Here is a 26752-nt window from a genome sequence, read left to right as displayed (position 1 = left end):
GTCAGGCTGACTGCCATAGCCACCCGGCTGCGCGCCAGGGTCAGGCTGACTGCCATAGCCGCCGGGCTGCGCGCGAGGGTCGGGCTGACTGCCGTAGCCGGCGGGGCTGTCCTGCTGCGCCGGCCGGGGGCCGGCCGACGTACCGAAGCCGTTGAACTGACCGCCGGGAATGCCGCCGTCCTGTCCGGCGGGCGTCCCCGGCACGCGGGAGGGAAGCCCACTCGGCAGCACGGCGCCGGGCGTGCGCAGCGGCAGACCGCCCGGGCCGACCTGTCCGGCGGCCGCGTCCGCGGTGCCGGGCTGACCTGGACCGGAAGCTGCCGTCGGTCGCCCCGGTGCCGCGTCGGCGAACCGGTTCCCGGGCGTCGGCCCACCGGCATACCCGGAGCCGGTCGATGCCGCCGACCCTCCGGGCGCCGCGGAATCCCCCGGAGACGAAGCCAGGCCGGCCGGGACGGCGCCACCGGAACCGGCCGCGACAGCCCCGCTCGGGGCCCCACCGCCGGAAGCCGGACCACCGGAACCGCCGTAAGCCGACCCGCCGTAGGCAGGACCGCCCGAGGCGGCAGCGCCATAGGCCGGGCCACCGGGCCCCGAGCCGCCACTGCCATAGGCCGAACCACCCGGCTCGGCACCCCCGTAAGCCGGATCGCCGGAAGCCCCGCCTGAGCTAGACGCCCCGCCAGAGCCAGAAGCCCCGCCAGAGCCAGAAGCCCCGCCAGAGCCAGAAGCCCCGCCGGAGCCGGAAGCCCCGTATGCGGAACCACCGGAACCCGCGGGAGCAGGCGCGGGACTGCCCTGAAGCGGGCCCCCGGAGGCCGGGGCCGCGTAGTTCTGCGCCGAGGCGTTGTAGCCCTGAGCCGCCGCCGTGGCCGCCAGGGTCGCGGCCGCGTGCAGGTCCTGGATGCGGTTGGGCGCGTTGCTGCCCGCAGGGCCCGGTCCGCGGGTCGGCAGGCGCAGGTCACCGCGGGAGAGCTGGGCGACGAACCAGGCCGGCAGGTAGCCCTCGATCGGCAGGCCGGGGTTGACCGCCAGCCACCATTCGAGGTTCGGCCAGGTGTCCGCCAGCTCCGCGTACGCGACGCGGCGGGCCGAGCCGGTGTAGTCGGCCAGGCAGGCCTGCAGCGCCGACGGCGAGGTGAAAGCGAGGACGTGCGTACGGCCGCCGGTGCTCCACGTGCCCCAGCCGAGCGGGGCGAGGCCGGCGAGGGCATCCGCCGAGACCGGAAGGAGCAGGTCGACACCGGCGAGAATGCGGAAGTAGGACTCCTGATCGTCGGTGCGCAGAGCGTTGCGCATCGCGATCTCGGCGTCCGTAGCCGGTTCCCACTCGGTCACGTCCACCTCTCCCTTCGCGGCGAACGGGCCATCTCAACGCGTACAACCTACAAGGTCAGGCCACGATCACAATGGGCGGCTGTACGCATACAGCCGAGAAGGTGTCCAGCGGCGTCATCGGTGCCCGTCAGAGCATGATTGTGTCGCGCAGCGATACTGTCCGATGACTCGGGGTAGCCGACTCGGCCGGGGAGACGGAGACGGCCGGAACGAGACGTCCCGGCCGCGCCGCGAAGGTGGTGCTCCGGCGTCTCAGAGGAAGCGCTTCTCCGCGTTGCTCTCGGTCGCCGCGTAGTCCTGCGCCGACTTGCCCACGGCGAGCTGGATGTCGCGGAGGATGGTCTTGAGGTCGGTGGCGGCGTTGGTCCAGGCCAGCTGGCGCTGGTGATACGCCGTCTGCGCCTTGCCCTCCCACGTGTCCACCAGCGGACGCGCGACCGAGTCGAGGTGACTCAGCTTGGTGTCGAGCTCGTTGACGGCCTTGTTGATGTCGACGCCGGCCTGAGCCAGGGAACTGAAGTTGACGCGAAGCAAACCGTCGCTCATGTCGTGCTCCTTCCAGGTGGGAGTTAGAGGGGGAGGCTGACGCCGCCGCCACCGGACTTGGCCACCATGCTGGCGGCCGAGGAATCGGAGCTGTCGTAGCCGACACCGGAGGCCTTGATCGACTCGGCGGTGTCCGCGAGCGCCTTGTTCAGCTGCGCGAGGTCCTGCTGGTACTGGGTTTTCACGGACTCGAAGGCCCGGCCGCCGCTGCCGACCCAGGCGGTCTGCAGCACGGAAAGCTCGTTCATGAGCTTGTTGAGCATCCTGGTCAGATCCTGGTTGACCTGGTCGAACTCTCCGGCGACCTTCGCCATGTCCCCGGAATTTGCCTGCGTCGTCTCGGACACCCCGGACGTCACCCCGCTTCCTCGATCGTCTGTCTCGCACTCGGGTCCGGTAGGGATGAGCCGTGCTGGACCGAGCCCCGGTGCGTCGACGTGGCCCTCAGATTAACCGCTCCCGCACAGCGGTGGGGGGCTCCTCTGAGCTGCCGTTCATCCATTGGCGTCGCTGACGGTAACCGGCCGGGCGCGGCGATGGTAGTCCGGCCGGCCCGCCTGTGGATATCGACGCCGCCCCCTGCGTACGCGGTGCGCGCCATACGATGAGGCCGCGCAGGCAGGTACTCAGCGAAAGGCGGGCGCGACGGTGACGGCAGACCTGGTGGGCGGCCGCGACTTCCCCGAGCTCAGCGGCGCGGGCGAGCGGCTGCCGAGGGTACGCCCCCAGCGTGTCCGACATGGACGTTTGTTCGGTATTCGCACCGGTCAGTGGGTGAGCACCCAGCTGGCGATCGTCGCCCTGTGGATCGGCGCCGTGAACGGTCCGCTCGCGCTCGCCGCCGCGGCCCTCGTGGCGATCCTGCTGCTGACCGTCACGTGGCTGCGGCTGCGCGGCCGCTGGGCGTTCGAATGGCTGGGCACCGCGGTGCGCTTCGCCGGCCGCCGGCACACGGCGCCTGCCGCGGACGGGCCGGCCGCGCTGCTGGAGTTCGTGGCGCCCGGCGCCCGCATCGAGCAGACCGAGCTCGCCGGCGACCCGGCCGCGGTCATCGTCGACGGTCACGGCCTGACGGCGGTGCTGGAGCTGGGCGATCCCAGCGGCCTGCTCGCCGAGGAGCCGGTGACGCTGCCCTCTCCCGCGGGTCTGCTGCCGCCGGCCGGGGCCGAGCACCCGCCGTGCCGCCTGCAGCTCATCCTGGTCGGCGCGCCGGCTCCCTCGCTGCGGGCCGGCGGCGGCACCCCGGCGAACTCGTACCGTCAGCTCACCGACGGCCGTCTGCTCGGCCACAGCCGGGCGCTGCTGGCCGTGCGGGTGCTGCGCGCCGAGGGCTGGTCGGAGGAGGACCTCCGGCGGGCCCTGTCCGGCCTGGTGCGCAAGCTGCTGCGCCGGCTCGGTCCCACCCCGGCCCGGCCGCTCGGCGAGGCCGCGGCCCTGCGGGTCGTCGCGGAGCTGGCCCACGACGACGGCATCGGCACAGCTCAGGAGACCTGGCCGGGCCTGCGCGTGGGCAGCCTGACCCAGGCCACGTTCCGGCTGCGCCGCTGGCCCGACCTGCGCATCGAGACCTCCCGCCGGCTGGTGGCCCGGATGCTGACGTTGCCCGCGGCCGCTACGACGGTCGCGCTGGGCGTGGGCCCGCGCTCCGCCACCGGTACGGACACAGCCACCGACCTGACCGTCCGGCTCGCGGCGCCCGACACCGCAGCCCTGTCCTTCGCCACACAGGCGCTGCGCAAGCTGCTCGCCGGCGAACGGGCCACGGCCCGGCGGCTGGACGGGGAGCACCTCGACGGGCTCACCGCCACCCTGCCGCTGGGCATCCCGGCGAATCCGGGTGTGCCCGGCCGGCCCAACCCGGACGTGGCCCGCACCGACCTGCTCGACGACCTGCAGCTCCCGATCAGCAACGCCGGCCTGATGATCGGTAGCAACCGCAAGGGCGAGCCGGTGATCGCCCGGCTGTTCCGGCCGGAGCAGACCCGGGCACTGCTGGTCGGCGGCGTGCGCTGCGCTCAGCTGGTGGCGTTGCGGGCGATGGCGCTGGGCGCCCGGGTGGTCGTGCAGACCGCGCGTCCGCAGGCGTGGGAGCCGTTCATCCGGGGCGCGGCAGTGCCGGGTGAGGCGATCGCGGTCATCCCGCCGGGCCGCGCGGTGGAGATCCCCCCGGGTTCGGCGCTGCACCCGCTGCTCGTGGTGATCGACATCGGCCCGGTGGGCGCGGACAACCGCCCGGGTGCCGGCTGGCAGGCCACGCTGGTGGTCCGCGACGACTTCAGCCCGGCCGACGCCGACGCGGCCTCCCGGGCCGACCTGCTGCTCGTGCAGCCACTGCGGCCCGAGGAGGCGGCCCTGGTGGGCGCGGCCCTGGGGCTGGGCGAGGCGGCGAAGTGGCTGACCCAGATCCGCGCCGACATGGTCGGCGTGATCAACCGGCGCGCGGTCCGGTGGGCCGCGCTCTCCCAGACCCCGATCGAAGCCCAGCTGATCGGCCCCCCGGTCCGCGGCTGACCGCAACCGCCGGCCCGGGCCGGCAGCCCGATCCCAGCCGAGCCGGCCGCGGACCAGGCCAGCTGATCGGGCCGCGGACCGGGCCCGGCGAGCGACGCCGGTGGATCGAGCGCAACGACCTGGACAAGATCGGGGAGTGTCGCCCCGCCAGGTGGCCCGGGCATGGCACCATCCCGTGCCATGGGCATCCTCATCCGGCTGGTCATCACCGCCGTTTCGCTGTGGATCGCGACCGTGGTGATCGACGGCATCCGCCTCACCACGGACTCTCTCGGGGGTCAGATCGGCACGCTGCTCGCCGTCGCGGTGATCTTCGGGATCGTCAACGCGGTGCTGCGCCCGATCATCAAGACCATCGGCTGCGGGCTCTACGTGCTGACCCTGGGGCTCATCTCCCTGGTCATCAACGGCCTGCTGTTCCTGCTGGTCAGCTGGATCGCCGGGCAGTTCGACCTGCCGTTCCACGTGGACGACTTCTGGCCGAGCGCGATCCTGGGCGCCCTGCTGGTCGGCGTGGTCAGCTGGGTGCTCAACATGCTGGTCCCGGACGGCGGCGACGACTGAGCCGGGCGCGGGCCGCCACCGCCCGATTGGCCTGGTGAGCTAGAACATAAGCAAGGAGCGGGCCCGCCGCCGGCACCTTACGGTGAGCGCATGGGCGAGGAACGGCGAGGCTACCTGTACGGCCTCACGGCGTACGTGTTGTGGGGTTTCTTCCCGATCTACTTCAAGCTGCTCGCACCCTCCCCGCCGCTGGAGATCCTCGCGCACCGGGTGATCTGGTCCGTGGCGTTCGTCAGCGTGGTGCTGATCGCCATGCGCAATCTGCACTTCCTCGGCCGCATCGTGCGCGACCGCCGGCTGCTCGGCGGCATCACGCTCGCCGCGGTGCTGATCGGCGTGAACTGGGCGACCTACATCTACGGCGTCAACTCCTCGCGGGTGGTCGAGACCGCGCTGGGCTACTTCATCACGCCGCTGGTGGTCGTGTTGCTCGGCGTGACCGTGCAGCGGGAACGGCTGCGGCTGTGGCAGTGGATCGCCATCGGGTTCGGCGCGCTGGCCGTTGCCGTGCTGACCGTGGACTACGGGCACCTGCCGTACATCGCGCTCGTGCTGGCGGCCAGCTTCGGGTCGTACAGCCTGATCAAGAAGCGGCTCGCGTTGCCGCCCGCCGAGGGCCTGTTCATCGAGTCGGCCGTGCTGGCGCTGCCCGCGCTGGGCTACCTGGGCTGGCTGAACGCGACCGGGGGCGCCGAGTTCGGCCACGTCTCGGCCGGGCACACGGTGCTGATGCTGCTGGCCGGCGTCGCTACCGCCGTACCGCTGATGCTCTTCGCCGCCGCGGCCAACCGGGTGCCGCTGGTCGGGATCGGGATCCTGCAGTACGTCGCGCCGATCCTGCAGCTCGCCTGCGGGGTGCTGCTCTTCCACGAGCCGATGCCGCCGGCCCGGCTGGCCGGCTTCGCGCTGGTCTGGGTCGCGCTGATCATCTTCACCGTGGACGGCCTGCGCGGCGCCCGGGCCGCCGCCAAAGGGAGGACGGCGGCCGCCTCAGCGGCCGCCACCGCCGAGCCGGCCGCCGCCGTTCCACCGCGCTGACGGGCGGAACCCGTCAGGGCACGTCGTAGGAGAGCAGAGTCCGGTCGTCCGTGCGCACCAGCGCCAGCCGGGAGAGCGTCCCGGCGGTGAAGTGCGTCAAGCCGGACATCTTGACCTCTTTGCCGGGCGACGCCGTCCACGAGCCGAGCTGCTCGCTCTCGTCGTCCGGCCCGTACGCCATCAGCCGGATCGTGTACGGCTCGGACGCCGCGTCGCCCTTGTTGTAGAAGCAGATCAGGTTGACCCGGGTGCCGCCGCCGGCCGAGGCCAGGTTGATCCGCGCGGTCACCGGCACCCGCTCGTTCGCCGGGGTCATCGCCACCGTCGGGCCGGGCACCGAGGGATCCGGCGTACCACCGCGGCCCATCCAGAACACCGCACCGATGCCCACCACCAGGGCCAGGCAGGCCGCGGTCAGGGCCGAGCCGAGCACCCGCCAGCGGACCCGGCGGCGTTCCTCGCGCCGCGTCGACTGCGCCGCCATGACCAGGTCCGGCATGCTGTTGCGCCGGGTCCGCGGCGGCGGCAGGTCGGGGGCGAGCAGCTTGGCGAAGTCGTCGGGGTCGAGCCGGCCCAGCAGGCCGGGCAGGACGGCGATGTCGGCCACGGCCTCGCGGCAGAACGAACAGGTGGCCAGGTGCCGTTCGTAGGCGGCGCGTTCGGCGGGCGACAGGGCGCCGAGGACGTACGCGCCATCGTCGTGCTCGTGGTCGCATCTCATCCCGTCACCCCCATCTCGTCCAGAACCAGGCGTAGCGAACGCAGCGCGTAGTGCGTGCGCGACTTGACCGTGCCGGGCGGCACCCCCAGCCGGGCGGCGGCCTCGGCCACCGAGCGCCCCTGGTAGAAGCACTCCACCAGGACCTCGCGGTGGCTCTGGGACAACCGCCCGAGGGCTTCCGCGACCGTCCAGGCCTCCACGGCCCGGTCGGCCTCGTCCGCGCTGGGCGGCGGCTCGGGAATCATGTCGGTGACCACCTCGCCCACCCGGACCGATCGGCGTCGCCAGGCGTCGATCGCCAGGTTGCGCGCCGTGGTGAACAGCCATGACCGCACCGCGCCGCGTTCCGGGTCGAGCGCCTCCGGGTAGCGCCAGGCCCGCAGCAGCGTTTCCTGCACGAGGTCCTCCGCCCGCTGCCGGTCGCCCCCGGAGAGGCGGACGGCGTGCGCGAACAGTGCTTCCCCGTGCTCGTCCTGCAGCGCACGCAACAGCTCGGCATCCTGATCCTCCAAGCCTGCCGACCTCCTCCGCGCGTTCCAACCCGTACTACGTGCAGTGGGGTCGGGCGGTTCAACGGAGTCTCGAGGCGGCACTTCTGCAGGTCAGGCTGTGGCGGCGTCCCCCGCGGAGAGGGCCTCGGCGACGCTGCGGGCAGCCGCGGTGAGCTTGGCCCGGACGACCCGGGCCGAGGTCAGCATCTCGGCGGCCGGCAGGGCACAGGCCAGCACCAGCCGGCGCTCCATGTCCCGGTCGGCCACGACGTTGACCGCGGCGCAGGCCAGGCCCTGACGGAACTGGCCCATCTCCAGCTGCATCCCGCGCCGCTCACCGGCGGCCAGGTCGGCCTCCAGCGCCTCCGGCGAGGTCAGGGTGGCCGGGGTGAACGCCCGCATGCCCCAGTCGCGCAGGTAACGGGCGCGCTGGTCGGCGGTCAGCGTGGCGAGCAGGGCCTTGCCGAGCGCGGTGGCGTGACCACCCTCGTCGAAACCGGGCACCATGTCGTCCATGAACGGCGACCGGGCGCCCTCGGCGGACGCGGTCACGGCGATCCGGCCACCGACGAACCGACCCAGATAGTGGCTGTAACCGGTCTCGACCGCGGCCCGGCGCAACGCCTCACCGACGGACGGCGGCCCGCGGAAAGCGGAGACCAGTTCGCGGTACCGATCCGCGATCTCCAGACCGACGATGTAGGTGCCGTCCTCGCGACGGATCACGTAGCCCTCGTACGCCAAGGTACGGACGAGGTGATACGTCGTCGCCACGGTCAGCTCGCATCGTCGTGCGATCTGTTTCACGGTGAGTCCGCGCGGGGCCCGACCCACCGATTCGAGTACACGCAAGGCGCGTGACACGCTCCGGATGAGATCTGACGGCTCCGCCAGGGGGTCGCGCACAGCCACCTCCGACGCCGGGGACTTACACCATATGAATAATCTTCCTCGGACGGAATGCCTGAAGCGTGTCGACCATGACTGATATCTACGCGACGTGTGGTCATTACCACTCACCGTCTTCGGCTCCACGGGCCCGGGCATACTCTGCGATTGATGGCCGAGCCGCAGATCTCCCCCGCTGAAACCGCCGCGACCAGCGCGAACGCGGTACGCCCGCGGCGGGCCGTGACGAGCGCCCTCACCACCACCATCGCCTGTTCGGTCCCGGTATTCCTGGTCGGCGGTCTGGCGGTGCAGATCCGCGAGGAACTCGGATTCAGCCCGGCCGGTCTGGGACTCGCGGTCTCGGCGTACTTCGGGGCCAGCGCGCTCGCCTCGGTGCCCGCCGGCGCGCTCGTGGAACGGTACGGCTCGACCACCATCGCCCGCACGGGCGTCGGCCTGGCGGCGGCCTCTCTGCTGACGATCGCGGTCGCCGCCCGCTCACTGTGGAGTCTCATCGCGATCCTGGCCCTGGGCGCCGGCGCGAACGCCATGGGCCAGCTGGCGAGCAACACGAGCCTTTCCCGGCACGTACCGGTGCGCCGGCAGGGCCTGTCGTTCGGGGTGAAGCAGGCGGCGATCCCGGTCAGCTCGATGCTCGCGGGCGCGGCCGTACCGGTGGTGGCGCTGACCCTGGGCTGGCGCTGGGCGTTCGTCTTCGCCGCGGCCGGGGCCCTGGGCGCGCTGTGGCTGGTGCCGGTCGAGCGCGACGACGGCCGGGCGGCGAAACGGGCCGGCGGCGAGCGGGCCACCGGGGCGCTGATCGTGATCGGCCTCGGCGCTACCCTGGCGGCCGGCTCGGCGAACGCGCTGGGCACATTCCTGGTCGACTCCGCGGTCGCGCACGGCGTCACCCCGGCCGCCGCCGGACTGGCGCTGACCCTGGGCAGCGCGGTCGGCATCGCGGCCCGGATCGTCGGCGGCTGGCTGGCCGACCGGATGCCGGACCGGCAGATCAGCGTGATCGCCGGCATGCTGACCGTCGGCGCGGCCGGCCTGGCCATGCTGGCGATGCTCAACACGGCGACGCTGATCGCGGGGGTCGTGCTGGGGTTCGGCCTGGGCTGGGCGTGGCCGGGGCTGATGAACTTCGCGGTGGTCCGGCTGCACCCGCAGGCGCCGGCGGCAGCCACGTCGATCACGCAGACCGGCGTGTACGCGGGCGGGTGCGTCGGGCCGCTGGGGCTGGGAGCGCTGGCCGCGGCGGCGGGCTACCCGACAATGTGGACAGTCGCCGGCATCGCCATGCTCTTCGCGGCGGCGGCGATGGTGCTCGGCAGCCGCCTGCTGCGGCGCCACGCGAACCGAGCCCAGATCGCCTGAGACGCCGGCTGACGACCCGAACGGTCAGTCTGCTCGCCCGGGCGAGCGGCGGCCCTCAGACGTGCAGAACGGCGGCTCAGCTGGTGCGGTCGGCGATGAAGTCGCAGAGGGACTCCATGGCCTGACGCGGGGAGCCCTGCGGCAGCGGCGTGAGCCGGGACCGGGCCTCCTCCGCGTACGTCCGGACGGTCTCGCGGGCCCGCTTCATCGCACCGGACTCACGCAGCAGGCCCAGCGCCTCGGCGTGCAGCGCGTCGTCGACGAGCGGCCCGGAAGCGAGCAGCTCACGGAGGCGGACGGCGGAGGCGTCGGTGTCGTCCCCGGCGAGGGCGTAGAGCACCGGCAGGGTCGGGACACCCTCGCGCAGGTCGGTGCCCGGCGTCTTGCCCGACTGCACCGACTCGGACGCGATGTCGAGCAGGTCGTCGGAGAGCTGGAACGCGATACCGATCGTCTCGCCGTACCCGGTGAGGGCCTCGACCTGCTCGGGGGTGACGCCGGAGAAGAGGCCGCCGAAGCGCGCCGACGTCGCGATGAGCGACGCGGTCTTCTCGGCGATGACGCTGAGGTAGTGCTCGATCGGATCGGACCCGCGCGGCCCGACGGTCTCGGCGATCTGGCCGTGCACGAGCCGGGCGAACGTCCGCGCCTGCAGCCGCACCGCCTCGGGCCCGAGCGAGGCGGCGATGTCGGCCGCCCGCGCGAAGAGATAGTCACCGACGAGGATCGCGACGGAATTGCCCCACCGGGCGTTGGCGCTGGGAGCGCCGCGCCGCACGGTGGCCTCGTCCATGACGTCGTCGTGGTACAGCGTGGCGAGGTGGGTGAGCTCGACGACCAGGGCGGCCGTGACGATCTCGGGCCGGCTCGGGTCACCCATCTGCGCGCCGAGGGCCAGGATCAGCGGCCGGAACCGCTTGCCACCGGCATCCATGAGATGCCGGGCGGCCTCGGCCACGAGCGGATCGGCACTGGCGACATTGCTGCGCAGCGCATCCTCCACAACGGCAAGCGTCGCCGACACCGACGCGTCGACCGCAGGATCGATGTCGAGGCCGAACGACGTCAGCGCGCTGTCACCGGTGCTCACCACACTTTCACGATGCCATACGACCTCGACCCGGGCGGGCTCAGGGGTCCTACCAGCAAGATCAAAAAACCCTCGGAGGTACGGATCCGGAAAAGTCCCCTCCGCCCAGGCCCGGCGTATGTGCCTGCTCCCGCTGATCAGGCGGCTGCCGGCCGAGTCGCCGGTCCGGGCGGCACCGGTGGGCGAAATCACCCCGCCCGCGCAAAGATGGCACACCGCCGCGGCCGGGGATCCCCGGCCGCGAACAGCAAGCAGCCCCGGCCGGGAAGAACCCGGCCGGGGCTGCCGCCACCGATTTCCTCGTTACCGGACGAATTGCGCCGCGTCGTTGGTGAGGTCGAGCAGCGGCGCCGGGACCACGCCGAGCGCCAGCGTCACGATCACGCCGATGACCAGTGCCGCCGAGGTCAGGAAGCCCGGGATGGACACCGTCGGCGTGCTCTCCCCCGGCTCGGACAGCCACATCATCACGATCACCCGCAGGTACGGGAACGCCAGCACCATGCTGGTGATCACGCCGACGATGACGAGCCAGGTCTGGCCGCCTTCGATCGCTGCCCCGAAGACCGCGAACTTGCTGGTGAAGCCGCTGGTCAGGGGGATACCGGCGAAAGCCAGCATGATGAACGAGAAGGCGCCCGCGTAGAGCGGGTTGCGGCGGCCCAGGCCGGCCCAGCGGGACAGGTGGGTCGCCTCGCCGTCCGCGTCGCGCACCAGCGAGACGATGCCGAATGCCGCCAGCACCGAGAAGCCGTACGCCACCAGGTAGAACATCGTGCTGGACAGGCCCTCCTTGTTGAGCGCCAGGACGCCCACCAGCAGGTAACCCGCGTTGGCGATCGACGAGTAGGCGAGCAGGCGCTTCATGTCGGTCTGGGTGACCGCCAGGATCGCGCCGGTCAGCATCGTCAGGACCGCGATCGCGCCGAGGACCGGCTGGAAATCCCAGCGGACCCCGTCGAAGGCGACGTAGAGGATGCGCAGCAGAGCACCGAACGCGGCCACCTTCGTGCAGGCCGCCATCAGCGCCGTGATCGGCGTGGGGGCACCCTGGTAGACGTCCGGCGTCCACACGTGGAACGGCGCCGCCGCGGTCTTGAACAGCAGGCCGATCGCCACCAGGGCGAGGCCGCCGAAGAGCAGCACCTCGTTGCGGACCGGGTCGGCCACCGCGGCGTGGATCGACGCCAGGTCGACCGCGCCGGCGAAGCCGTAGATCAGGGCCACGCCGAACAGGAAGAACGCCGACGCGTACGAGCCGAGCAGGAAGTACTTCAGGGCCGCTTCCTGGCTGAGCAGGCGCCGGCGGCGGGCCAGCGCGCACAGCAGGTAGAGCGGCAGCGACAGCACCTCGAGCGCGATGAACATCGTCAGCAGGTCGTTCGCCGCGACGAAGAGCAGCATGCCGCCCAGCGAGAACATGGTCAGCGGGTAGACCTCGGTGTTGCCGGGTGCGCTACCCGCCTGCCGCAGATCCTTTTCGGAGCCGACCGTGAGCGCCGCCTGCGACACGAACGCGCCGCCGTTCTCGACCGCGCGCTCGCCGATCAGCAGCAACGACACCACGCCCAGCAGCAGGATGCTGCCCTGCAGGAACAACGTCGGGCCGTCGATGGCCACCGCGCCGCCGATGGTGACGACCCGGGTGTTCCGGCCGAGGATGACGGCGACGAGCGCCGCGACCAGCGCGACCAGCGCGACGGTCAGCTGGATCGCGTTGCGCCGGCCGCGTGGCAGGAACGCTTCGAGCAGGATGCCGAGGCAGGCCGCTCCGAAGAGGATCAGCATCGGCGACAGGGCACCGTAGTTGATCGCGGGTAGTTGGAGGTCCTCCATGGCTACGGCGCCACCTTTCCGTTTGCGACCGCCGTCGGCGCCGGGTCGGTCGTGCCCACGTCCTGCATGGTGGCCTCGACCGCCGGGTTGATCACATCGGTGACCGGCTTCGGGTAGAAGCCGAGCACCAGCAGCAGCACGATCAGCGGCGCGACCACGACCTTCTCGCGCAGGCTGATGTCCTTGTGCATGGCCGGGACCGCGACCAGCATCGGGTTGAGCGTGCCCTGCGTGGTGCGCTGCACCATCCACAGCACGTACGCGGCGGCCAGGATGATGCCCACGGTGGCGATGACCGCGTACACCTTGTGCACCGTGAACGTGCCGATGAGCACCAGGAACTCGCTGACGAACGGCGCCGTGCCGGGCAGCGCCAGCGAGGCCAGACCGGCGAAGAACAGGACACCGGCCAGCACCGGGACCAGCTTGCCGGCCCCGCCGAAGTCGCTCACCAGCGCCGAGCCGCGGCGGGCCACGAACATGCCGACCACCAGGAACAGCAGGCCGGTGGCCAGACCGTGGTTGACCATGTACAGCACCGCGCCGGTGCCCGCCTGGGTGGTGAAGGCGAAGATGCCGATGCCGATGAAGCCGAAGTGGGCGATCGACGTGTACGACACCAGCCGCTTCAGGTCATGCTGGCCCACCGCGAGCAGTGCGGCGTAGATGATGCCGATGACGCCGAGGATCAGCGCCGCCGGGGCGAACCAGCGCGACGCCTCCGGGAACAGCGAGAGGCAGTAGCGCAGGATCCCGAACGTGCCGACCTTGTCCAGCACACCGACCAGCAGCGCGGCGGCGGGCGCCGGAGCGGCGACACCGGCGTCGGGCAGCCAGGTGTGGAACGGGAAGAACGGCGCCTTGACCGCGAACGCGATGAAGAAGCCCAGGAACAGCCAGCGGGCGGTGCCGGTGTCGAACGCCGCCGAGACGTCGCTCAGCTTCTGCCAGTCGAACGTGTTCCCGCCGACGACCCAGAGGCCGATCACGGCGGCCAGCATGAACAGACCGCCGACCAGCGAGTACAGGAAGAACTTGACGGCTGCGTACTGCCGCCGGGCGCCACCGTACGAACCGATGATGAAGTACATCGGCACGAGCATGACCTCGAAGAACACGTAGAACAGGAACACGTCGGCGGCCGCGAAGACGCCGATCATCGTGCATTCGAGCGCCAGCAGCAGCGCGAAGTAGACCGGCACCGACCGCTGGGTCTCGTCGATGTCGTTCCACGAGGCCAGGATCACCACCGGCACCAGGATCGCGATCAGCATGAGCATCACCAGCGCGATGCCGTCCGCCGCGAACGTGAAGCGCGCGTCCCAGGTGGGGATCCACTGGTAGGACTCGCGGAACTGGAACCGGTCGCCGCGCGCCTCGAACGCGATCCACATGACGATGCTCAGCGCGAGCACCGCCAGCGACCAGCCCAGGGCGATCGCCTTGGCCAGTTGGCCCCTGGTCTTCGGGATGAAGGCCACCACCGCCGCCCCCACCAGGGGGAAGAGCGTCAGGATGGACAGGAACGGAAAGTCGGTCACGCCAACCATCCCAACTGGATTGCGAGGAAGGCACCGACGACCAGGACTACGCCGGTGAGCATGGACAACGCGTACGAGCGGACGAAACCGGTCTGCAGCCGGCGCAGGCGACCCGAACTGCCGCCGACAGCGGCCGCGAGGCCGTTGACCGCGCCGTCGATGCCCTTGTTGTCGAGGAAGACCAACGCGCGGGTCAGGTAGATGCCGGGCCGCTCGAAGACCGCCTCGTTGAAGGCGTCGGTGTAGAGGTTGCGGCGGGCCGCGGTGACGAGCACGCCCGCCGGCTGCTCCTGCTTGGCCGTGCCGTTGCGGAACAGCGCCCAGGCCAGGCCCGCGCCCAGCACCGTGACGAGCAGCGAGAGCACCGTGATCAACCAGTGCGGCATGACCGCGTGGTGCTCCACGGCCTCGGCGCCGAAGGTCGGCTCGAGCCAGTCCGGCACGCTGCTGGCCATCAGGAAGCCGGCCCCGATCGAGCCCACGGCCAGCAGCATCAGCGGCACCGTCATGATGTACGGCGACTCGTGCGGATGCTTGTTGTCCTCGGTGTACCGCTCCGGACCGTGGAAGGTCAGCACGAACAGGCGCGTCATGTAGAACGCGGTCAGGCCCGCGCCCAGCAGGGCGGCCATGCCGTACAGCCAGGAGGTCCAGTCGCCGCGCTCGAAGGCCGCGGCGATGATCGGCTCCTTGGAGAAGTAACCGGACAGCGGCGGGATACCGATGATGGCGAGCCAGCCCATCATGAAGGTCAGCCACGTCCACTTCATGTACTTGCGCAGGCCACCGAAGCGCCGGATGTCGACCTGGTCGTGCATGCCGTGCATGACCGAGCCGGCGCCCAGGAACATGTTGGCCTTGAAGAAGCCGTGCGCCAGCAGGTGGATGATCGCCAGGGCGTACGCCCCGCCGCCCAGCCCGACGCCGAGGAACATGTAGCCGATCTGGCTGACCGTGGACCAGGCCAGGACGCGCTTGATGTCGTCCTTGGCCGCGCCGATGATGCAGCCCATCAGCAGGGTGAGCGCGCCGACGCTGACCACGATCGTCTGCAGCGTGGTGTTCGCCGAGAAGATCGGGTTGGACCGGGCGATCAGGTAGACGCCCGCGGTGACCATCGTCGCCGCGTGGATCAGGGCCGAGACCGGGGTCGGGCCCTCCATCGCGTCCGGCAGCCAGGCCTGCAGCGGGAACTGGCCGGACTTACCGGCCGCTCCGAGCAGCAGCAGGATGCCCAGCACCAGGATGGTAGCGGCGGAGAGCGCGCCGACGCCGTTGAAGACCTCGTCGTACTGGGTGGTGCCCAGCGTGGCGAACATCAGGAAGATGCCGATGGCCAGGCCGGCGTCGCCGACCCGGTTCATCAGGAAGGCCTTCTTGCCGGCGGTGGCCGCGGACGGCCGGGTGTACCAGAACGAGATCAGCAGGTACGACGCCAGACCGACGCCCTCCCAGCCGAAGTAGAGCATCACGTAGTTGTTGCCGAGGACCAGCAGCAGCATCGCGGCGACGAAGAGGTTGAAGTAGGCGAAGAACTTCCGCCGCCCCTCGTCGTGCTCCATGTAGCCCACCGCGTACAGGTGGATCAACGAGCCGACACCGGTGATCAGCAGGACGAAGACGCCGGACAGCGGGTCGAAGAGCAACCCGAAGTCCACGTGCAGTTCGCCGACCACGATGAAGTCCCACAGGCTCTGCTCCGCCGACCGCGCCTCGGCGTCGAGCCCGGCCAAGCTGAAGAACATCGCCAAGCCCAGGACGAACGTCGCGGCGACCGCCGCGACGCCGAGCCAGTGCCCCCACTTGTCGGCCTTCCTGCCCAGGAGAAGCAGGACCGTCGCGCTGGCGAGCGGGATGGCCACCAGCAGCCAGATTCCACTCAGCAGCCCCGTCGCGTGGGCATACTCCACTGTCTGTTCCACGTGAAGGCCCCTTTAGTACTTGAGGAGGTTGGCGTCGTCGACGCTGGCCGAGCGCCGCGTCCGGAAGATCGACATGATGATGGCCAGCCCGATGACGACCTCGGCCGCCGCGACCACCATCACGAAGAACGAGATGATCTGGCCGTCGAGCGTGCCGTTGATCCGGCTGAAGGTCACCAGCGCGAGGTTCGCGGCGTTCAGCATCAGCTCGATGCACATGAACAGCACGATCGCGTTCCGGCGGACCAGCACCCCGGCGGCCCCAATGGTGAACAGGATCGCCGCCAGGACGAGGTAGTAGTCGGGTGTCACTTCTCTGTCCCCTTCGGTGCGATCTCCTCGGCGGTCAGTTCACGCACCGGGAGGATCGCCGAGATGCTGCGCTCGGAGCCGTTGCCGTCCGGCAGCCGGGCCGGCGCGGCAACCGACATGGTGTTCGCGTAGACGCCCGGGCCGGCCTTCGCGCCCGGGTACGAGCCCGGCCGGAAGCGCGCCTTCATGCGCGTGACCTGGTCGGCGATGTCGCCCTTGGCCCGCTCGACGTGGGCCAGCACCATGGCCCCGACGGCCGCCGTGATCAGCAGCGCCGAGGTGACCTCGAAGGCGAAGACATACTTGGTGAACAGCAGGCGGGCGATGCCCTGCACGTTGCCGCCGGCGGCACTGTTCGCCTCGGCCAGGCCGACGACCTCGGTGCCGCCGAGCGAGCGGGCCAGCCCGGTGGCGACGAGGGCCCCGAACGCGACGCCGAGCAGGATGGCCGCGACGCGCTGCCCCCGCAGGGTCTCGATCAGCGAGTCGGAGGCGTCCCGGCCGACCAGCATCAGCACGAACAGGAACAGCATCATGATCGCGCCGGTGTAGACGATGATCTGCACCGCGCCCAGGAACGGCGCCTGGTTGATCACGTAGATGAAGCCCAGGCACAGCATCGTGACAACCAGCCACAGGGCCGAGTGCACCGCGTTGCGCGCGATGACCATACCCAGGCCGCCGATGACGGCGAGGCTGCCCAGGATCCAGAAACCCCACTGCTCGCCGGTGGAGACCTGGCCGGCCGCCGCCGCCACCACTGCGTACTCGATCATCCCTTCACCTCCGCGGGCTGGTCCCCGGCGTCCTTACGGCGCAGCGTGCCGGCGGTCTCCGCCCGGTCGCCCGGTCCGGCGGCCGTTGCCGCGTCCTCGGAGCCCGAGTCCGACCAGGGCGCCCGCTCGGCACCGGCCGAGGTGCCCGGGTTGGTCAGGGCACCGAGGTAGTAGTCCTTGTCGGTGTCGCCGAGCCGCATGGGGTGCGGCGGCTGCTCCATGCCGGGCAGCAGGGGCATCAGGAGGTCTTCCTTGGTGAAGATGAGGTCCTGGCGGCTGTCGCGGGCCAGCTCGTACTCGTTGCTCATGGTCAGCGAACGGGTCGGGCAAGCCTCGATGCACAGTCCGCAGAAGATGCAGCGGGCGTAATTGATCTGGTAGATGCTGGCGTACCGCTCACCGGGAGAGAAACGCTGCTCCTCGGTGTTGTCGCCACCCTCGACGTAGATCGCGTCCGCCGGGCAGGCCCAGGCGCACAGCTCGCAGCCGATGCACTTCTCCAGGCCGTCCGGGTGCCGGTTGAGGATGTGCCGCCCGTGGTAGCGCGGCGCCGGGGTCGGCGGTGTGAACGGGTAGTCGGTGGTGATGACCTTGCGGAACATGTGCGCGAAGGTCACCCCGAAGCCCTTGAAAGAGCCGGTGAACGATCCCACCTCACACCTCCTCTTCTGACGTGTTGTCCGGAGCGGGCGTCGTGCCGCCGACCGTGGCCGGCTGCCGTTCGGCGACCGCCCGGCGGGCCCGTGGGCTGGGTGGCACTTGGAGGTCCATCGGCGGGACCGGGAAGCTGCCCGGAGGCCGGGCGGCCAGCTGCTCCTCGATGGAGAACTCGCGGGGCTTCTTGCTGGCCGGCCAGAGCAGCGCGATGCCGAGCACCACCACCGCCGCGGCGAGGTAGACGAGCCAGCGGGCGCCGCCGTCGACGCGGGTGTTGGTGACCCGGACGCCGGCCAGGAACAGGATCCAGACCAGGTTGGCCGGGATCAGCACCTTCCAGCCGAAACGCATGAACTGGTCGTAGCGCATCCGGGGCAGGGTGGCCCGCAGCCAGATGAAGCCGAAGAGACACAGCAGCACCTTGCCGAACCACCACATCAGGGGCCACCAGCCGGAGTTGGCGCCTTCCCAGAAGGTGGTGATCGGCCAGGGAGCCCGCCAGCCGCCGAGGAACAGCGTGGTGGCGAACGCCGAAACGGTGATCATGTTGATGTACTCGGCCAGGAAGAACAGCGCGAACTTGAACGACGAGTACTCGGTGTGGAAGCCGCCGACCAGCTCGGACTCCGCCTCGGGCAGGTCGAACGGGGCCCGGTTGGTCTCGCCGACCGCCGCGATGCAGTAGATGATGAAACTGGGCAGCAGCAGCACCGCGTACCAGCTCGGCGGGGTCGGGCTCCAGCCGAAGATGTCGAACGCCGTGGTGGGGTTGTTACCGGCCTGAGCGGCGACGATCTGCGAGGTGCTCATGGTGCCCGCGGTCATGAAGACCGCCACGATGCTCAGCCCCATCGCGACCTCGTACGAGATCATCTGGGCCGCCGAGCGCAGGCCGCCGAGCAGCGGGTACGTCGAGCCCGACGCCCAGCCGGCCAGCACGATGCCGTAGACGGCCATCGACGAGCAGGCCAGCAGCACCAGCACGGAGACCGGTACGTCGGTGAGCTGCAGCGCCGTCTTGTGGCCGAACATCGAGACGACCGGCCCGAACGGGATCACCGAGAACGCGGTGAACGCCACCGTCGCCGAGATCACCGGGGCGATGAAGTACACCACCTTGTCGGCGGTCTTCGGGATGATCTCCTCCTTGAACGGCAGCTTGACGCCGTCCGTGAGGCTCTGCAGCCAGCCCTTGGGCCCGACCTGGTTGGGGCCCGGCCGGACCGCCATCCGGGCCACGACCTTGCGCTCGTAGTTGATCGTGAAAAGCGTCAGCAGCAGCAGGATGACGAAGACACCCAGCAGCTTGATCAGGACGATCCACCAGACGTCGTTCTCGAACGTCTGCAGGGTCGGGTCCTGTGCCTTCGCGAGAATCAGCGAATTCATGCGGTAGCCCCCTTCACATGGGGTTCTCCGTGCAGTGCGGCGGAGCCGCCTTCAGCAGACGCAGCGAGGATCGGGCCAGGCTTGCCGGCGCTGAGCCGGACCACCGCACCCGAGGTGACGCCGAGGCTGCGACGCAGCGTCGAGCCCGGCGAGTTCGTGGGCAGCCACACCACCTGCGCGGGCAGGTCGGTGATGGCCGCCGGCAGGGTGATCGCGCCGCGGTCGGTGCCGACCGTGACGGCGTCGCCGTCGGCCACCCCGAGCGCCTCGGCGAGACCCTTGCCCAGCCGGACCACCGGGGTACGGGCCGTGCCGGCCAGCACCTCGTCACCGTCGAGCATCGAGCCGAGGTCGATCAGGTGGTGCCAGGACGCCAGGACCGCTTCCTGGGCGCCGAGCTGGGGCAGCGCGGCAGCGGCGACGGCCGGCACTGCCGGGCGGTCGGCGCGGCTCGCGGGCATGCTGCCCAGCTCACGGCGGATGGCGGCGACATCACCGGTGCCGAGCGTGACCTCCATGAGAGCCGCGATGGCTTCCAGCACCCGGCCGTCGGTCATCGCGGTGGTGTTGAGCACGGCGTCGAAGGTGCGCAGCCGGCCTTCCCAGTCCATGAAGGTGCCGGGCTTCTCGGCGGCCGGTGCGACCGGCAGCACGACGTCGGCGCGGCGGGTGACCGCGCTCTGCCGCAGCTCGAGGCTGACCAGGAAGGGCACCGCGTCGAGGGCCTGGTCGGCCAGCCGCGGGTCGGCCAGGTCGGCCGGGTCCACGCCGGCGACCAGCAGGGCGCCCAGGGTGCCGTCCGCGGCGGCCGCAACGATCGCGTCCGTGTCGCGTCCGACCGTGCCGGGCAGCGCGCCGGCCTCGACGTCCCAGGCCGTGGCGAGCTCGCCCCGCGCCCCCGCGTCGGTGACCGGACGGCCGCCGGGCAGCAGGTTGGGCAGGCAGCCCGCGTCGACCGCGCCACGGTCGCCCGCGCGCCGCGGCACCCAGGCGAGCCGGGCGCCGGTGCGATCCGCCAGCGCGGCGGCGGCCGAGAGACCACCGGGCACGCTCGCGAGCCGCTCACCGACGAGCAGCAGCGCGCCCGGCAGGGCCAGGGCGGCGCTCACCGTCGCGTCGGTGCCGAGCAGGCGGGCCTCGTCGCCGGGCACGGCCGGAACCAGCGTCGCGCCGAGCTTCTCGAAACCCCGGCTGAGGTACGGCGCCACGGCCGTGACCTTGAGCTTCTTCTTCCCGTGGCCCTTGCGCAGCCGCAGGAAGAGGATCGGGCACTCCTCCTCGGGCTCGAGCCCGACGATGACCGCGGCGGGCGCGTTCTCGACGTCGTCGTAGGTGACGTCCGTGACGCCGGCGACCGAGGAGGCCAGGAAGTCCGCCTCTTCGCCGGACAGCGGACGGGCCCGGAAGTCGATGTCGTTGGTGCCGAGGGCGACCCGGGCGAACTTCGCGTACGCGTACGCGTCCTCCACCGTGAGCCGGCCACCGGTCAGCACGCCGACGCCGCGACCCTTGCCTGCCTGCAGCCCCTCGGCGGCGGCCAGCAGCGCCTCGCTCCAGGAGGCCTCACGCAGCTGGCCGGTCTTGGCGTCGCGGAGCATCGGGGTGGTGATGCGGTCGTAGCCGGTGGTGTAGCGGAAGCCCCACCGGCCCTTGTCGCAGTTCCACTCCTCGTTCACCGCCGGGTCGTCGCCGGCCAGGCGCCGCAGCACCTTGCCACGGCGGTGGTCGGCCCGCATCGAGCAGCCGGCCGCGCAGTGCTCGCAGGCGGTCGGCGAGGAGACCAGGTCGAACGGGCGGGCCCGGAACCGGTACTGCTCGCCGGTCAGCGCGCCGACCGGGCAGATCTGGATGGTGTTGCCGGAGAAGTACGAGTTGAAGGCGACGTCACCCTCGCCCTCGCCGACCTGGCCGTCACCGGTGCCCTCGCCGCCGAAGAAGTCGTCGCGGTAGACGTTGATCTGCTCGCCGGACGAGCGGTCCATCAGGTCGATGAACTTGTCGCCGGCGATCTCCTCGGAGAACCGGGTGCAGCGCTGGCAGAGGATGCAGCGCTCCCGGTCCAGCAGCACCTGGCTGGAGATGTGGATCGGCTTCTCGTACTCGCGCTTGTGCTCGTGGAAGCGCGAGTCGACGCGGCCGTTCGACATCGCCTGGTTCTGCAGCGGGCACTCGCCACCCTTGTCGCAGGTCGGGCAGTCGAGCGGGTGGTTGGCCAGCAGCAGCTCCATCACGCCGCCCTGCGCCTTGGCGGCGACCGGGGAGGTGAGCTGGGTCTTGACCACCATGCCCTCGGCCACCGTCTGGGTGCAGGAGGCGACCGGCTTGCGCTGGCCCTCCACCTCGACCAGACACTGGCGGCAGGCGCCGGCCGGGGCCAGCAGCGGGTGGTCGCAGAACCGCGGGATCGCGATGCCCATCCGCTCGGCGACCCGGATGACCAGCTCGCCCTTGGCGGCCGTCACTTCCACGCCGTCGACGGTCAGGGTGACCTCGTCGGTCTTCTTGGCGACATCGGTCATCAGTGCGCTCCTACCAGGGCCTTCTCGGACAGCCGCGGAGCGGTCCGGCCCTCGATGTAGTCCAGGTACTCCTGGCGGAAGAACTTCAGCGTCGACATGACCGGCGTCGCGGCGCCGTCGCCGAGACCGCAGAACGAACGGCCGAAGATGTTGTCAGCGGTGTCCTGCAGGGTGTCGAGGTCCTGGACGGTGCCCTGGCCGGACAGGATCCGGCGGTACGTGCGGACCATCCAGTAGTTGCCCTCGCGGCACGGGGTGCACTTGCCGCAGGACTCGTGGTGGTAGAACTCCAGCCAGCGCCAGGTCGCGTACACCGGGCAGTCCTGGTCGGAGAAGATCTGCATCGCCGTGGTGCCCAGGATCGAGCCCGCCGCGGCCACTCCCTCGAAGTCCATCGGGGTGTCGATGTGGTCGGCCGTCAGCAGCGGCGTCGAGGAGCCGCCCGGCGTCCAGAACTTCAGGTTGTGGCCGGGCTTCATGCCGCCGGCCAGCTCGATCAGCTCGCGCAGGGTGATGCCCAGGCCGCACTCGTACTGGCCCGGGTTGGCGATCCGGCCGGAGAGCGAGTAGATCATCGGGCCGGACGACTTCTCCGTGCCCATGCTCTTCCACCAGTCCGCGCCGCCCAGCACGATGTACGGCACCGACGCGATGGTGCCGACGTTGTTGACCACCGTCGGGCTCGCGTACAGGCCGGCGACCGCGGGGAACGGCGGGCGCAGCCGGGGCTGGCCGCGGAAGCCCTCGAGCGAGTCCAGCAGCGCCGTCTCCTCGCCGCAGATGTACGCGCCCGCGCCACTGTGCACGACCAGGTCCAGGTCGAACCCGGAGCCGAGGATGTTCTCGCCGAGGTAGCCCCGGGCGTACGCCTCCTTGACCGCGTTGCGCAGCCGGCGGGTGGCGTGCACGGCCTCACCGCGGATGTAGATGAACGCCCGGCTGGCCCGGATCGCGTAGGCCGCGATGATCGCGCCCTCCACGAGCGAGTGCGGGTCGTACGTCATCAGCGGCAGGTCCTTGCAGGTGCCCGGCTCGCCCTCGTCGGCGTTGACGACCAGGTAGTGCGGCTTGCCGTCGCCCTGCGGGATGAAGCCCCACTTGAGACCGGTCGGGAAGCCGGCACCGCCGCGGCCGCGCAGGCCGGAGTCCTTGATGAGCTGGATCAGGTCGTCGGGGTGGACGTCCAGCGCCTTGCGGACGGCGGCGTAACCGTCGAGCCGCTCGTACGTGTCGATCTGCCAGGCGTCCGGCGAGAGCCAGCGCTTGGTGAGGACGGGGGTGAGCTTCTGAAGAACCTCACGCCGGGGCTGAGTCACTTCTTCTCCTCGTTGCCGCGCGGAGCGTTCTGCCAACCGGGGTTGTCGTTCGTGGTGGCCGGCTGCTTCTGGGCGGCTGCGCTCTCCTGCACGATGCTTTCGCCGCGCTCGGTGTCGCCGGCCGGCTTGCCGTCGCCGGCGACCTCGTTCTTGGCCGCACCGGCGGCCTCGGCCGCGTTGGTCGGCGCCGGCGTCTGGTTCGGCAGCCCGGCGCTGGTCGCGTCCGGGGCCGGGGTGTCGCCGGTGGGGTTGCGCGCCTCGGCGGCCCGGGTCTCCGGGTCCTTGTCGTCGCCGGCCTTGACCGGCGCACCGGCCTTGCGGTGCTCGACCTTGTCGGCCACCGTGGCCGCCGCGGACTTGACCTTGGAGGCCACGTTGGCGATGAGGCCGCCGTGCTTCTCCTCGGCCGGCTTGGCCGCGGAGACCGGGCCGGGGTCCTTGACGGCCTTGGCGGACTCGTCGCGGGCCGGCTTGGTGGTGGCGATCGGGGTGTCGATGTTGAAGTTCGCCACCGCGACGCCGTGCTCCTGGGCCAGGGTCACGCCGCGCAGGGTGGGCGCCCCGGCCGGGCCGTCGGCGACCGCGCCCTCGCGCTCGTCGGCGAAGCCGGCCAGCTGGAACTGCATCTCCTTGAGCGAGCAGATCCGGGCGCCACGGGACGGCATCGGCCGCTCCCCCTGGCGCAGCTGCTCGACCAGCTCGACCGCCGCCTGCGGGGTGCTGTTGTCCACCGCGAAGTCGTAGTTGACCGTCACGACCGGCGCGTAGTCGCAGGCCGCGAGGCACTCGGCGTGCTCCAGCGTGATCTTGCCGTCGGGCGTGGTCTGGTCGTGGCCGACCCCGAGGTGCTCGACCAGGCCGTCGTAGATCTCCTGGCCGCCGAGCACGTTGCACAGCGTGTTGGTGCAGACGCTGACCAGGTACTCGCCGGTCGGCTTGCGCTTGTACATGGTGTAGAAGGTCGCCACCGCGCCGACCTGAGCCTTGTTGATGCCCAGGATCTCGGCGCAGAAGGCGACGCCGTTGGGGCTGACGAAGCCCTCCTCGGTCTGCACCAGGTGCAGCAGCGGGAGCAGCGCCGAGCGCTCGCGTCCCGCCGGGTAGCGCGCGAGGATCTCGCGCGCCGGCTCCAGGAGCTTCTCGGCCAGCGGCGCTGCTGCCGGGGAGAAGTCCACAGTCACATCGGACATTTAGCGGTCACACCCACCCATCACGGGGTCCAGGGAGGCGCCGCCGGCGATGACGTCGGCCAGCAGCGCACCCTCGGCCATCGCGGGGATGGCCTGCAGATTCACGAAGCTCGGGTCGCGGTAGTGCACCCGGTACGGGTGGGTGCCACCGTCGGAGACGGCGTGCACACCCAGCTCACCGCGCGGGTGCTCGATGCCGACGTAGACCTGTCCGGGCGGCACCCGGAAGCCCTCGGTCACGAGCTTGAAGTGGTGGATCAGCGACTCCATCGACTGACCCATGATCTTGGCGACGTGCTCGAGCGAGTTGCCCATGCCGTCGACCCCCACGGCCAGCTGCGCCGGCCAGGCGATCTTCTTGTCCGCGATCATCACCGGGCCGGGCTTGAGCCGGTCCAGCGCCTGCTCGACGATCTTCAGCGACTCCCTGATCTCCGCCATCCGGACCAGGTAGCGGCCCCAGACGTCGGCGGTGGTCGCGGTCGGCACGTCGAACTCGTAGTCCTCGTAACCGCAGTACGGCATGGTCTTGCGCAGGTCCCAGGCCAGGCCGGCCGAGCGCAGCACCGGGCCGGTGACGCCCAGCGAGAGGCAGCCCGTCACGTCGAGCACGCCCACGCCCTGCGTGCGCTCCTGCCAGATGACCTGGCCGGAGAGCATGTCCTCGTATTCCTTGAGCTTCTTCGGCAGGTACTTCAGGAAATCGCGGATCTTGCGGACCGCGGAGTCCGGGATGTCCTGCGCGACCCCGCCCGGGCGGATGTACGCGTGGTTCATCCGCAGGCCGGAGGTCTCCTCGAAGATGTCGAGGATGTACTCACGCTCGCGGAAGCCGTACAGCATCATCGAGATCGCGCCGAGCTCCATGCCCGTGGTGGCGATCCACACCAGGTGCGACGAGATCCGGTTGAGCTCCATGAAGAGCACCCGGATGGTGTTCGCCCGCTCGGTGATGTCGTCGGTGATGCCGAGCAGCTTCTCCACCGCGAGGCAGTAGCCGGTCTCGTTGAACAGCGGCGCGAGGTAGTCCATCCGGGTCACGAAGGTCGTGCCCTGGGTCCAGTTGCGGTACTCGAGGTTCTTCTCGATGCCGGTGTGCAGGTAACCGACGACCGGGCGGACCTGGGTGACGGTCTCGCCCTCGAGCTCCAGCACCAGCCGCAGCACGCCGTGCGTCGACGGGTGCTGCGGGCCCATGTTGACGACGATCTTCTCGTTGCTCAGCGGGTCGATGCCACCGGTGATGGTGTCCCAGTCGCCACCGGTGACGTTGAAGACCCGGCCCTCGGTGGTCTCGCGCTCGGTGGCGTACCCGGCTCCGCTGGTCGTCTGGCTTGTCATTGGTAGACCCTCCGCTGGTCCGGCGGCGGAATTTCGGCGCCCTTGTACTCGACGGGTACGCCGCCGAGCGGATAGTCCTTGCGCTGCGGGTGGCCTTCCCAGTCATCCGGCATCAGGATCCGGGTGAGGTTGGGGTGGCCGTCGAACACGACGCCGAACATGTCGTAGATCTCGCGCTCCTGCCAGTCGGCAGTGGGGTACACGCTGGTCACGCTCGGCAGGCTGACGCCCTCGGCCACGGCCGCCTCCAGGCGGACCCGGCGGCGGTACGTCATGGAGGTGAGCTGGTAGGAGACGTGGAAGCGGCGGTTGTCGCTGCCCAGGTAGTCGACCGCGTCCACCGAGGAGCACAGCTCGAAGCGCAGCGACTCGTCGTCGCGCATGATCTGGCAGACCTCGGCGATCCGCTCGGCCTTGATGTGCAGGGTCAGCTCGCCGCGGTCGACGACGACCTTCTCGATCGCGTCGGCGAAGCCCGGGTAGGCCTCCTCCAGCGCGTCGTGGACCTCGTCGAAGTAGCCGCCGAACGGGCGCGCGGTGTCGGCCGTGGTCGGTCGCCGGCGGGCCAGGCCACCGAAGCCGGACACGTCGCCGGTGCCCTTGACGCCGAACATGCCCTTGTCCGGGCTCGGCGGCGTCTGGGCCGGAGCGTCGAGGTCGGCGCCGACCGGCTGAGTGGCGGGTACGCCGCCGTCGGACTCGTTGGTCACTTGCCACCCTCCCGAAGGTGCGGCTGCAGCTTCATCCAGTTCTCGATGCGCAACTGCTCCTCGCGGCCTTCCTTGACGGCCTGCGTCCACTCGGCCCGGCGGACCTTGTCCACCCGGTACGAGGACGGCATGGCGCCCGGGGCCACGACGGGCAGCTTGCCCTCGGCCCGGCGCGCCTCGAGCATCTTGCGGCCGTTCGGGCCGAGCGGGGCGGCCATGACCTTCTCGCGCATCTTGAGGATCGCGTCGATCAGCATCTCGGGCCGCGGCGGGCAGCCGGGCAGGTAGATGTCGACCGGCACGATGTGGTCCACGCCCTGGACGATCGCGTAGTTGTTGAACATGCCGCCGGAGGACGCGCAGACGCCCATCGAGATGACCGAGCGCGGCTCGGGCATCTGGTCGTAGATCTGGCGCACGACGGGGGCCATCTTCTGGCTCACCCGGCCGGCGACGATCATCAGGTCGGCCTGCCGCGGCGAGGCCCGGAAGACCTCCATGCCCCAGCGGCCGAGGTCGTAGTGCGGCCCGCCGGCGGCCATCATCTCGATGGCGCAGCAGGCGAGGCCGAAGGTGGCGCCCCAGAACGACGACTTGCGGGCCCAGTTGGAAAGCTTCTCCACCGAGGTCAGCAGAATGCCGCTCGGCAGCTTCTCTTCGATTCCCATATCAG

Annotated in this window: 24 protein-coding genes; 4 read left to right on the top strand and 20 right to left on the bottom strand. The window is 70.8% G+C overall.

Annotation, left to right across the window (positions count from 1 at the left end; genetic code table 11):
- From Aau02nite_RS48065 to Aau02nite_RS18195, 3 genes are all read right to left on the bottom strand, one after another.
- On the bottom strand, positions 1-1338 hold a 1338-nt coding region (locus Aau02nite_RS48065), incomplete at its 3' end, for an SseB family protein (RefSeq protein WP_498368216.1).
- 252 nt (positions 1339-1590) lie between these two features.
- Positions 1591-1884, bottom strand: a complete 294-nt coding sequence (locus Aau02nite_RS18200) for a WXG100 family type VII secretion target (RefSeq protein WP_212989645.1) — start codon at positions 1882-1884, stop codon at positions 1591-1593.
- A 23-nt stretch (positions 1885-1907) separates the two neighbouring features.
- Entirely contained in the window at positions 1908-2231 is a 324-nt protein-coding gene (locus Aau02nite_RS18195) for a WXG100 family type VII secretion target (protein WP_281420997.1), read from the bottom strand.
- Between the two features lie 301 nt (positions 2232-2532).
- Here Aau02nite_RS18195 and eccE point away from each other — a divergent pair, with 301 nt between their 5' ends.
- The 3 genes from eccE to rarD all read left to right on the top strand — a co-directional run bounded on the left by eccE (position 2533) and on the right by rarD (position 5997).
- Positions 2533-4395 carry a type VII secretion protein EccE gene (gene eccE, locus Aau02nite_RS18190; RefSeq protein ID WP_281420996.1) on the top strand — a complete coding sequence of 621 codons (1863 nt, stop codon included), beginning with the start codon at positions 2533-2535 and terminating at the stop codon, positions 4393-4395.
- A gap of 162 nt (positions 4396-4557) precedes the next feature.
- Positions 4558-4959, top strand: coding sequence for a phage holin family protein (locus tag Aau02nite_RS18185; RefSeq protein WP_246595240.1), 402 nt, complete (start codon positions 4558-4560; stop codon positions 4957-4959).
- Positions 4960-5049: 90 nt separating this feature from the next.
- A complete protein-coding gene (gene rarD, locus Aau02nite_RS18180; RefSeq protein ID WP_212989643.1) occupies positions 5050-5997 on the top strand; it encodes an EamA family transporter RarD in 948 nt (315 codons plus the stop codon).
- 13 nt (positions 5998-6010) lie between these two features.
- Here rarD and Aau02nite_RS18175 read toward each other — a convergent pair whose 3' ends face one another.
- From Aau02nite_RS18175 to Aau02nite_RS18165, 3 genes are all read right to left on the bottom strand, one after another.
- Complete coding sequence (locus Aau02nite_RS18175) at positions 6011-6718, bottom strand: anti-sigma factor family protein (RefSeq protein ID WP_212989642.1); 708 nt, start codon at positions 6716-6718, stop codon at positions 6011-6013.
- Complete coding sequence (locus Aau02nite_RS18170) at positions 6715-7209, bottom strand: sigma-70 family RNA polymerase sigma factor (protein WP_246595245.1); 495 nt, start codon at positions 7207-7209, stop codon at positions 6715-6717. The genes Aau02nite_RS18175 and Aau02nite_RS18170 overlap by 4 nt, the downstream gene beginning before the upstream one ends.
- A 111-nt stretch (positions 7210-7320) precedes the next feature.
- Entirely contained in the window at positions 7321-8115 is a 795-nt protein-coding gene (locus Aau02nite_RS18165) for an IclR family transcriptional regulator (RefSeq protein WP_212989640.1), read from the bottom strand.
- Positions 8116-8268: 153 nt separating this feature from the next.
- Here Aau02nite_RS18165 and Aau02nite_RS18160 point away from each other — a divergent pair, with 153 nt between their 5' ends.
- Entirely contained in the window at positions 8269-9480 is a 1212-nt protein-coding gene (locus tag Aau02nite_RS18160) for an MFS transporter (protein WP_212989639.1), read from the top strand.
- 76 nt (positions 9481-9556) lie between these two features.
- Here Aau02nite_RS18160 and Aau02nite_RS18155 read toward each other — a convergent pair whose 3' ends face one another.
- From Aau02nite_RS18155 to Aau02nite_RS18090, 14 genes are all read right to left on the bottom strand, one after another.
- Positions 9557-10549, bottom strand: coding sequence for a polyprenyl synthetase family protein (locus Aau02nite_RS18155; RefSeq protein ID WP_246595244.1), 993 nt, complete (start codon positions 10547-10549; stop codon positions 9557-9559).
- Between the two features lie 324 nt (positions 10550-10873).
- The gene (nuoN, locus tag Aau02nite_RS18150) at positions 10874-12406 is read right to left on the bottom strand and encodes an NADH-quinone oxidoreductase subunit NuoN (protein ID WP_212989638.1); all 1533 of its coding nucleotides are present in this window, start codon (positions 12404-12406) and stop codon (positions 10874-10876) included.
- Between the two features lie 2 nt (positions 12407-12408).
- Positions 12409-13947: an NADH-quinone oxidoreductase subunit M gene (locus Aau02nite_RS18145; RefSeq protein ID WP_212989637.1), complete on the bottom strand. Its 1539-nt coding sequence runs from the start codon at positions 13945-13947 to the stop codon at positions 12409-12411.
- Positions 13944-15869, bottom strand: coding sequence for an NADH-quinone oxidoreductase subunit L (gene nuoL, locus Aau02nite_RS18140; RefSeq protein WP_212989636.1), 1926 nt, complete (start codon positions 15867-15869; stop codon positions 13944-13946). Before nuoL ends, Aau02nite_RS18145 begins: the two co-directional genes overlap by 4 nt.
- Positions 15870-15881: 12 nt before the next feature.
- Positions 15882-16181 (bottom strand): NADH-quinone oxidoreductase subunit NuoK, encoded by a 300-nt coding sequence (gene nuoK, locus Aau02nite_RS18135; protein ID WP_203772979.1) that lies wholly within the window; start codon positions 16179-16181, stop codon positions 15882-15884.
- The gene (locus Aau02nite_RS18130; RefSeq protein WP_438841146.1) at positions 16178-16954 is read right to left on the bottom strand and encodes an NADH-quinone oxidoreductase subunit J; all 777 of its coding nucleotides are present in this window, start codon (positions 16952-16954) and stop codon (positions 16178-16180) included. The genes nuoK and Aau02nite_RS18130 overlap by 4 nt, the downstream gene beginning before the upstream one ends.
- Positions 16954-17610 (bottom strand): NADH-quinone oxidoreductase subunit NuoI, encoded by a 657-nt coding sequence (gene nuoI / locus Aau02nite_RS18125; protein ID WP_212989634.1) that lies wholly within the window; start codon positions 17608-17610, stop codon positions 16954-16956. The genes Aau02nite_RS18130 and nuoI overlap by 1 nt, the downstream gene beginning before the upstream one ends.
- A 1-nt stretch (position 17611) precedes the next feature.
- Positions 17612-19003, bottom strand: a complete 1392-nt coding sequence (nuoH, locus tag Aau02nite_RS18120) for an NADH-quinone oxidoreductase subunit NuoH (RefSeq protein WP_246595239.1) — start codon at positions 19001-19003, stop codon at positions 17612-17614.
- Positions 19000-21522: an NADH-quinone oxidoreductase subunit G gene (locus Aau02nite_RS18115; protein ID WP_212989633.1), complete on the bottom strand. Its 2523-nt coding sequence runs from the start codon at positions 21520-21522 to the stop codon at positions 19000-19002. The genes nuoH and Aau02nite_RS18115 overlap by 4 nt, the downstream gene beginning before the upstream one ends.
- Complete coding sequence (gene nuoF, locus Aau02nite_RS18110) at positions 21522-22838, bottom strand: NADH-quinone oxidoreductase subunit NuoF (protein WP_212989632.1); 1317 nt, start codon at positions 22836-22838, stop codon at positions 21522-21524. Before nuoF ends, Aau02nite_RS18115 begins: the two co-directional genes overlap by 1 nt.
- A complete protein-coding gene (nuoE, locus tag Aau02nite_RS18105) occupies positions 22835-24028 on the bottom strand; it encodes an NADH-quinone oxidoreductase subunit NuoE (protein WP_212989631.1) in 1194 nt (397 codons plus the stop codon). Before nuoE ends, nuoF begins: the two co-directional genes overlap by 4 nt.
- Positions 24029-25369 (bottom strand): NADH-quinone oxidoreductase subunit D, encoded by a 1341-nt coding sequence (locus tag Aau02nite_RS18100; RefSeq protein WP_212989630.1) that lies wholly within the window; start codon positions 25367-25369, stop codon positions 24029-24031. It lies immediately after the preceding gene.
- A complete protein-coding gene (locus tag Aau02nite_RS18095; protein WP_212989629.1) occupies positions 25366-26079 on the bottom strand; it encodes an NADH-quinone oxidoreductase subunit C in 714 nt (237 codons plus the stop codon). Before Aau02nite_RS18095 ends, Aau02nite_RS18100 begins: the two co-directional genes overlap by 4 nt.
- Positions 26076-26747, bottom strand: a complete 672-nt coding sequence (locus Aau02nite_RS18090; RefSeq protein ID WP_212989628.1) for a NuoB/complex I 20 kDa subunit family protein — start codon at positions 26745-26747, stop codon at positions 26076-26078. The genes Aau02nite_RS18095 and Aau02nite_RS18090 overlap by 4 nt, the downstream gene beginning before the upstream one ends.
- Positions 26748-26752 lie beyond the last annotated feature (5 nt).

Source organism: Actinoplanes auranticolor, assembly GCF_018332655.1.
Classification (GTDB): domain Bacteria; phylum Actinomycetota; class Actinomycetes; order Mycobacteriales; family Micromonosporaceae; genus Actinoplanes; species Actinoplanes auranticolor.
The sequence above is the reverse complement of the archived record's forward strand: the minus strand, read 5'-3'. Positions and strand labels throughout refer to the sequence as shown.

Excerpts from the sequence above, each read along its gene's own strand:
- Aau02nite_RS18200 (WP_212989645.1), bottom strand. The coding sequence starts at position 1,884 with ATGAGCGACGGTTTGCTTCGCGTCAACTTCAGTTCCCTGGCTCAGGCC.
- Aau02nite_RS18185 (WP_246595240.1), top strand. The coding sequence starts at position 4,558 with ATGGCACCATCCCGTGCCATGGGCATCCTCATCCGGCTGGTCATCACC.
- rarD (WP_212989643.1), top strand. The coding sequence starts at position 5,050 with ATGGGCGAGGAACGGCGAGGCTACCTGTACGGCCTCACGGCGTACGTG.
- Aau02nite_RS18175 (WP_212989642.1), bottom strand. The coding sequence starts at position 6,718 with ATGAGATGCGACCACGAGCACGACGATGGCGCGTACGTCCTCGGCGCC.
- Aau02nite_RS18160 (WP_212989639.1), top strand. The coding sequence starts at position 8,269 with ATGGCCGAGCCGCAGATCTCCCCCGCTGAAACCGCCGCGACCAGCGCG.
- nuoN (WP_212989638.1), bottom strand. The coding sequence starts at position 12,406 with ATGGAGGACCTCCAACTACCCGCGATCAACTACGGTGCCCTGTCGCCG.
- nuoH (WP_246595239.1), bottom strand. The coding sequence starts at position 19,003 with ATGAATTCGCTGATTCTCGCGAAGGCACAGGACCCGACCCTGCAGACG.
- Aau02nite_RS18115 (WP_212989633.1), bottom strand. The coding sequence starts at position 21,522 with ATGACCGATGTCGCCAAGAAGACCGACGAGGTCACCCTGACCGTCGAC.
- nuoE (WP_212989631.1), bottom strand. The coding sequence starts at position 24,028 with ATGTCCGATGTGACTGTGGACTTCTCCCCGGCAGCAGCGCCGCTGGCC.
- Aau02nite_RS18100 (WP_212989630.1), bottom strand. The coding sequence starts at position 25,369 with ATGACAAGCCAGACGACCAGCGGAGCCGGGTACGCCACCGAGCGCGAG.
- Aau02nite_RS18090 (WP_212989628.1), bottom strand. The coding sequence starts at position 26,747 with ATGGGAATCGAAGAGAAGCTGCCGAGCGGCATTCTGCTGACCTCGGTG.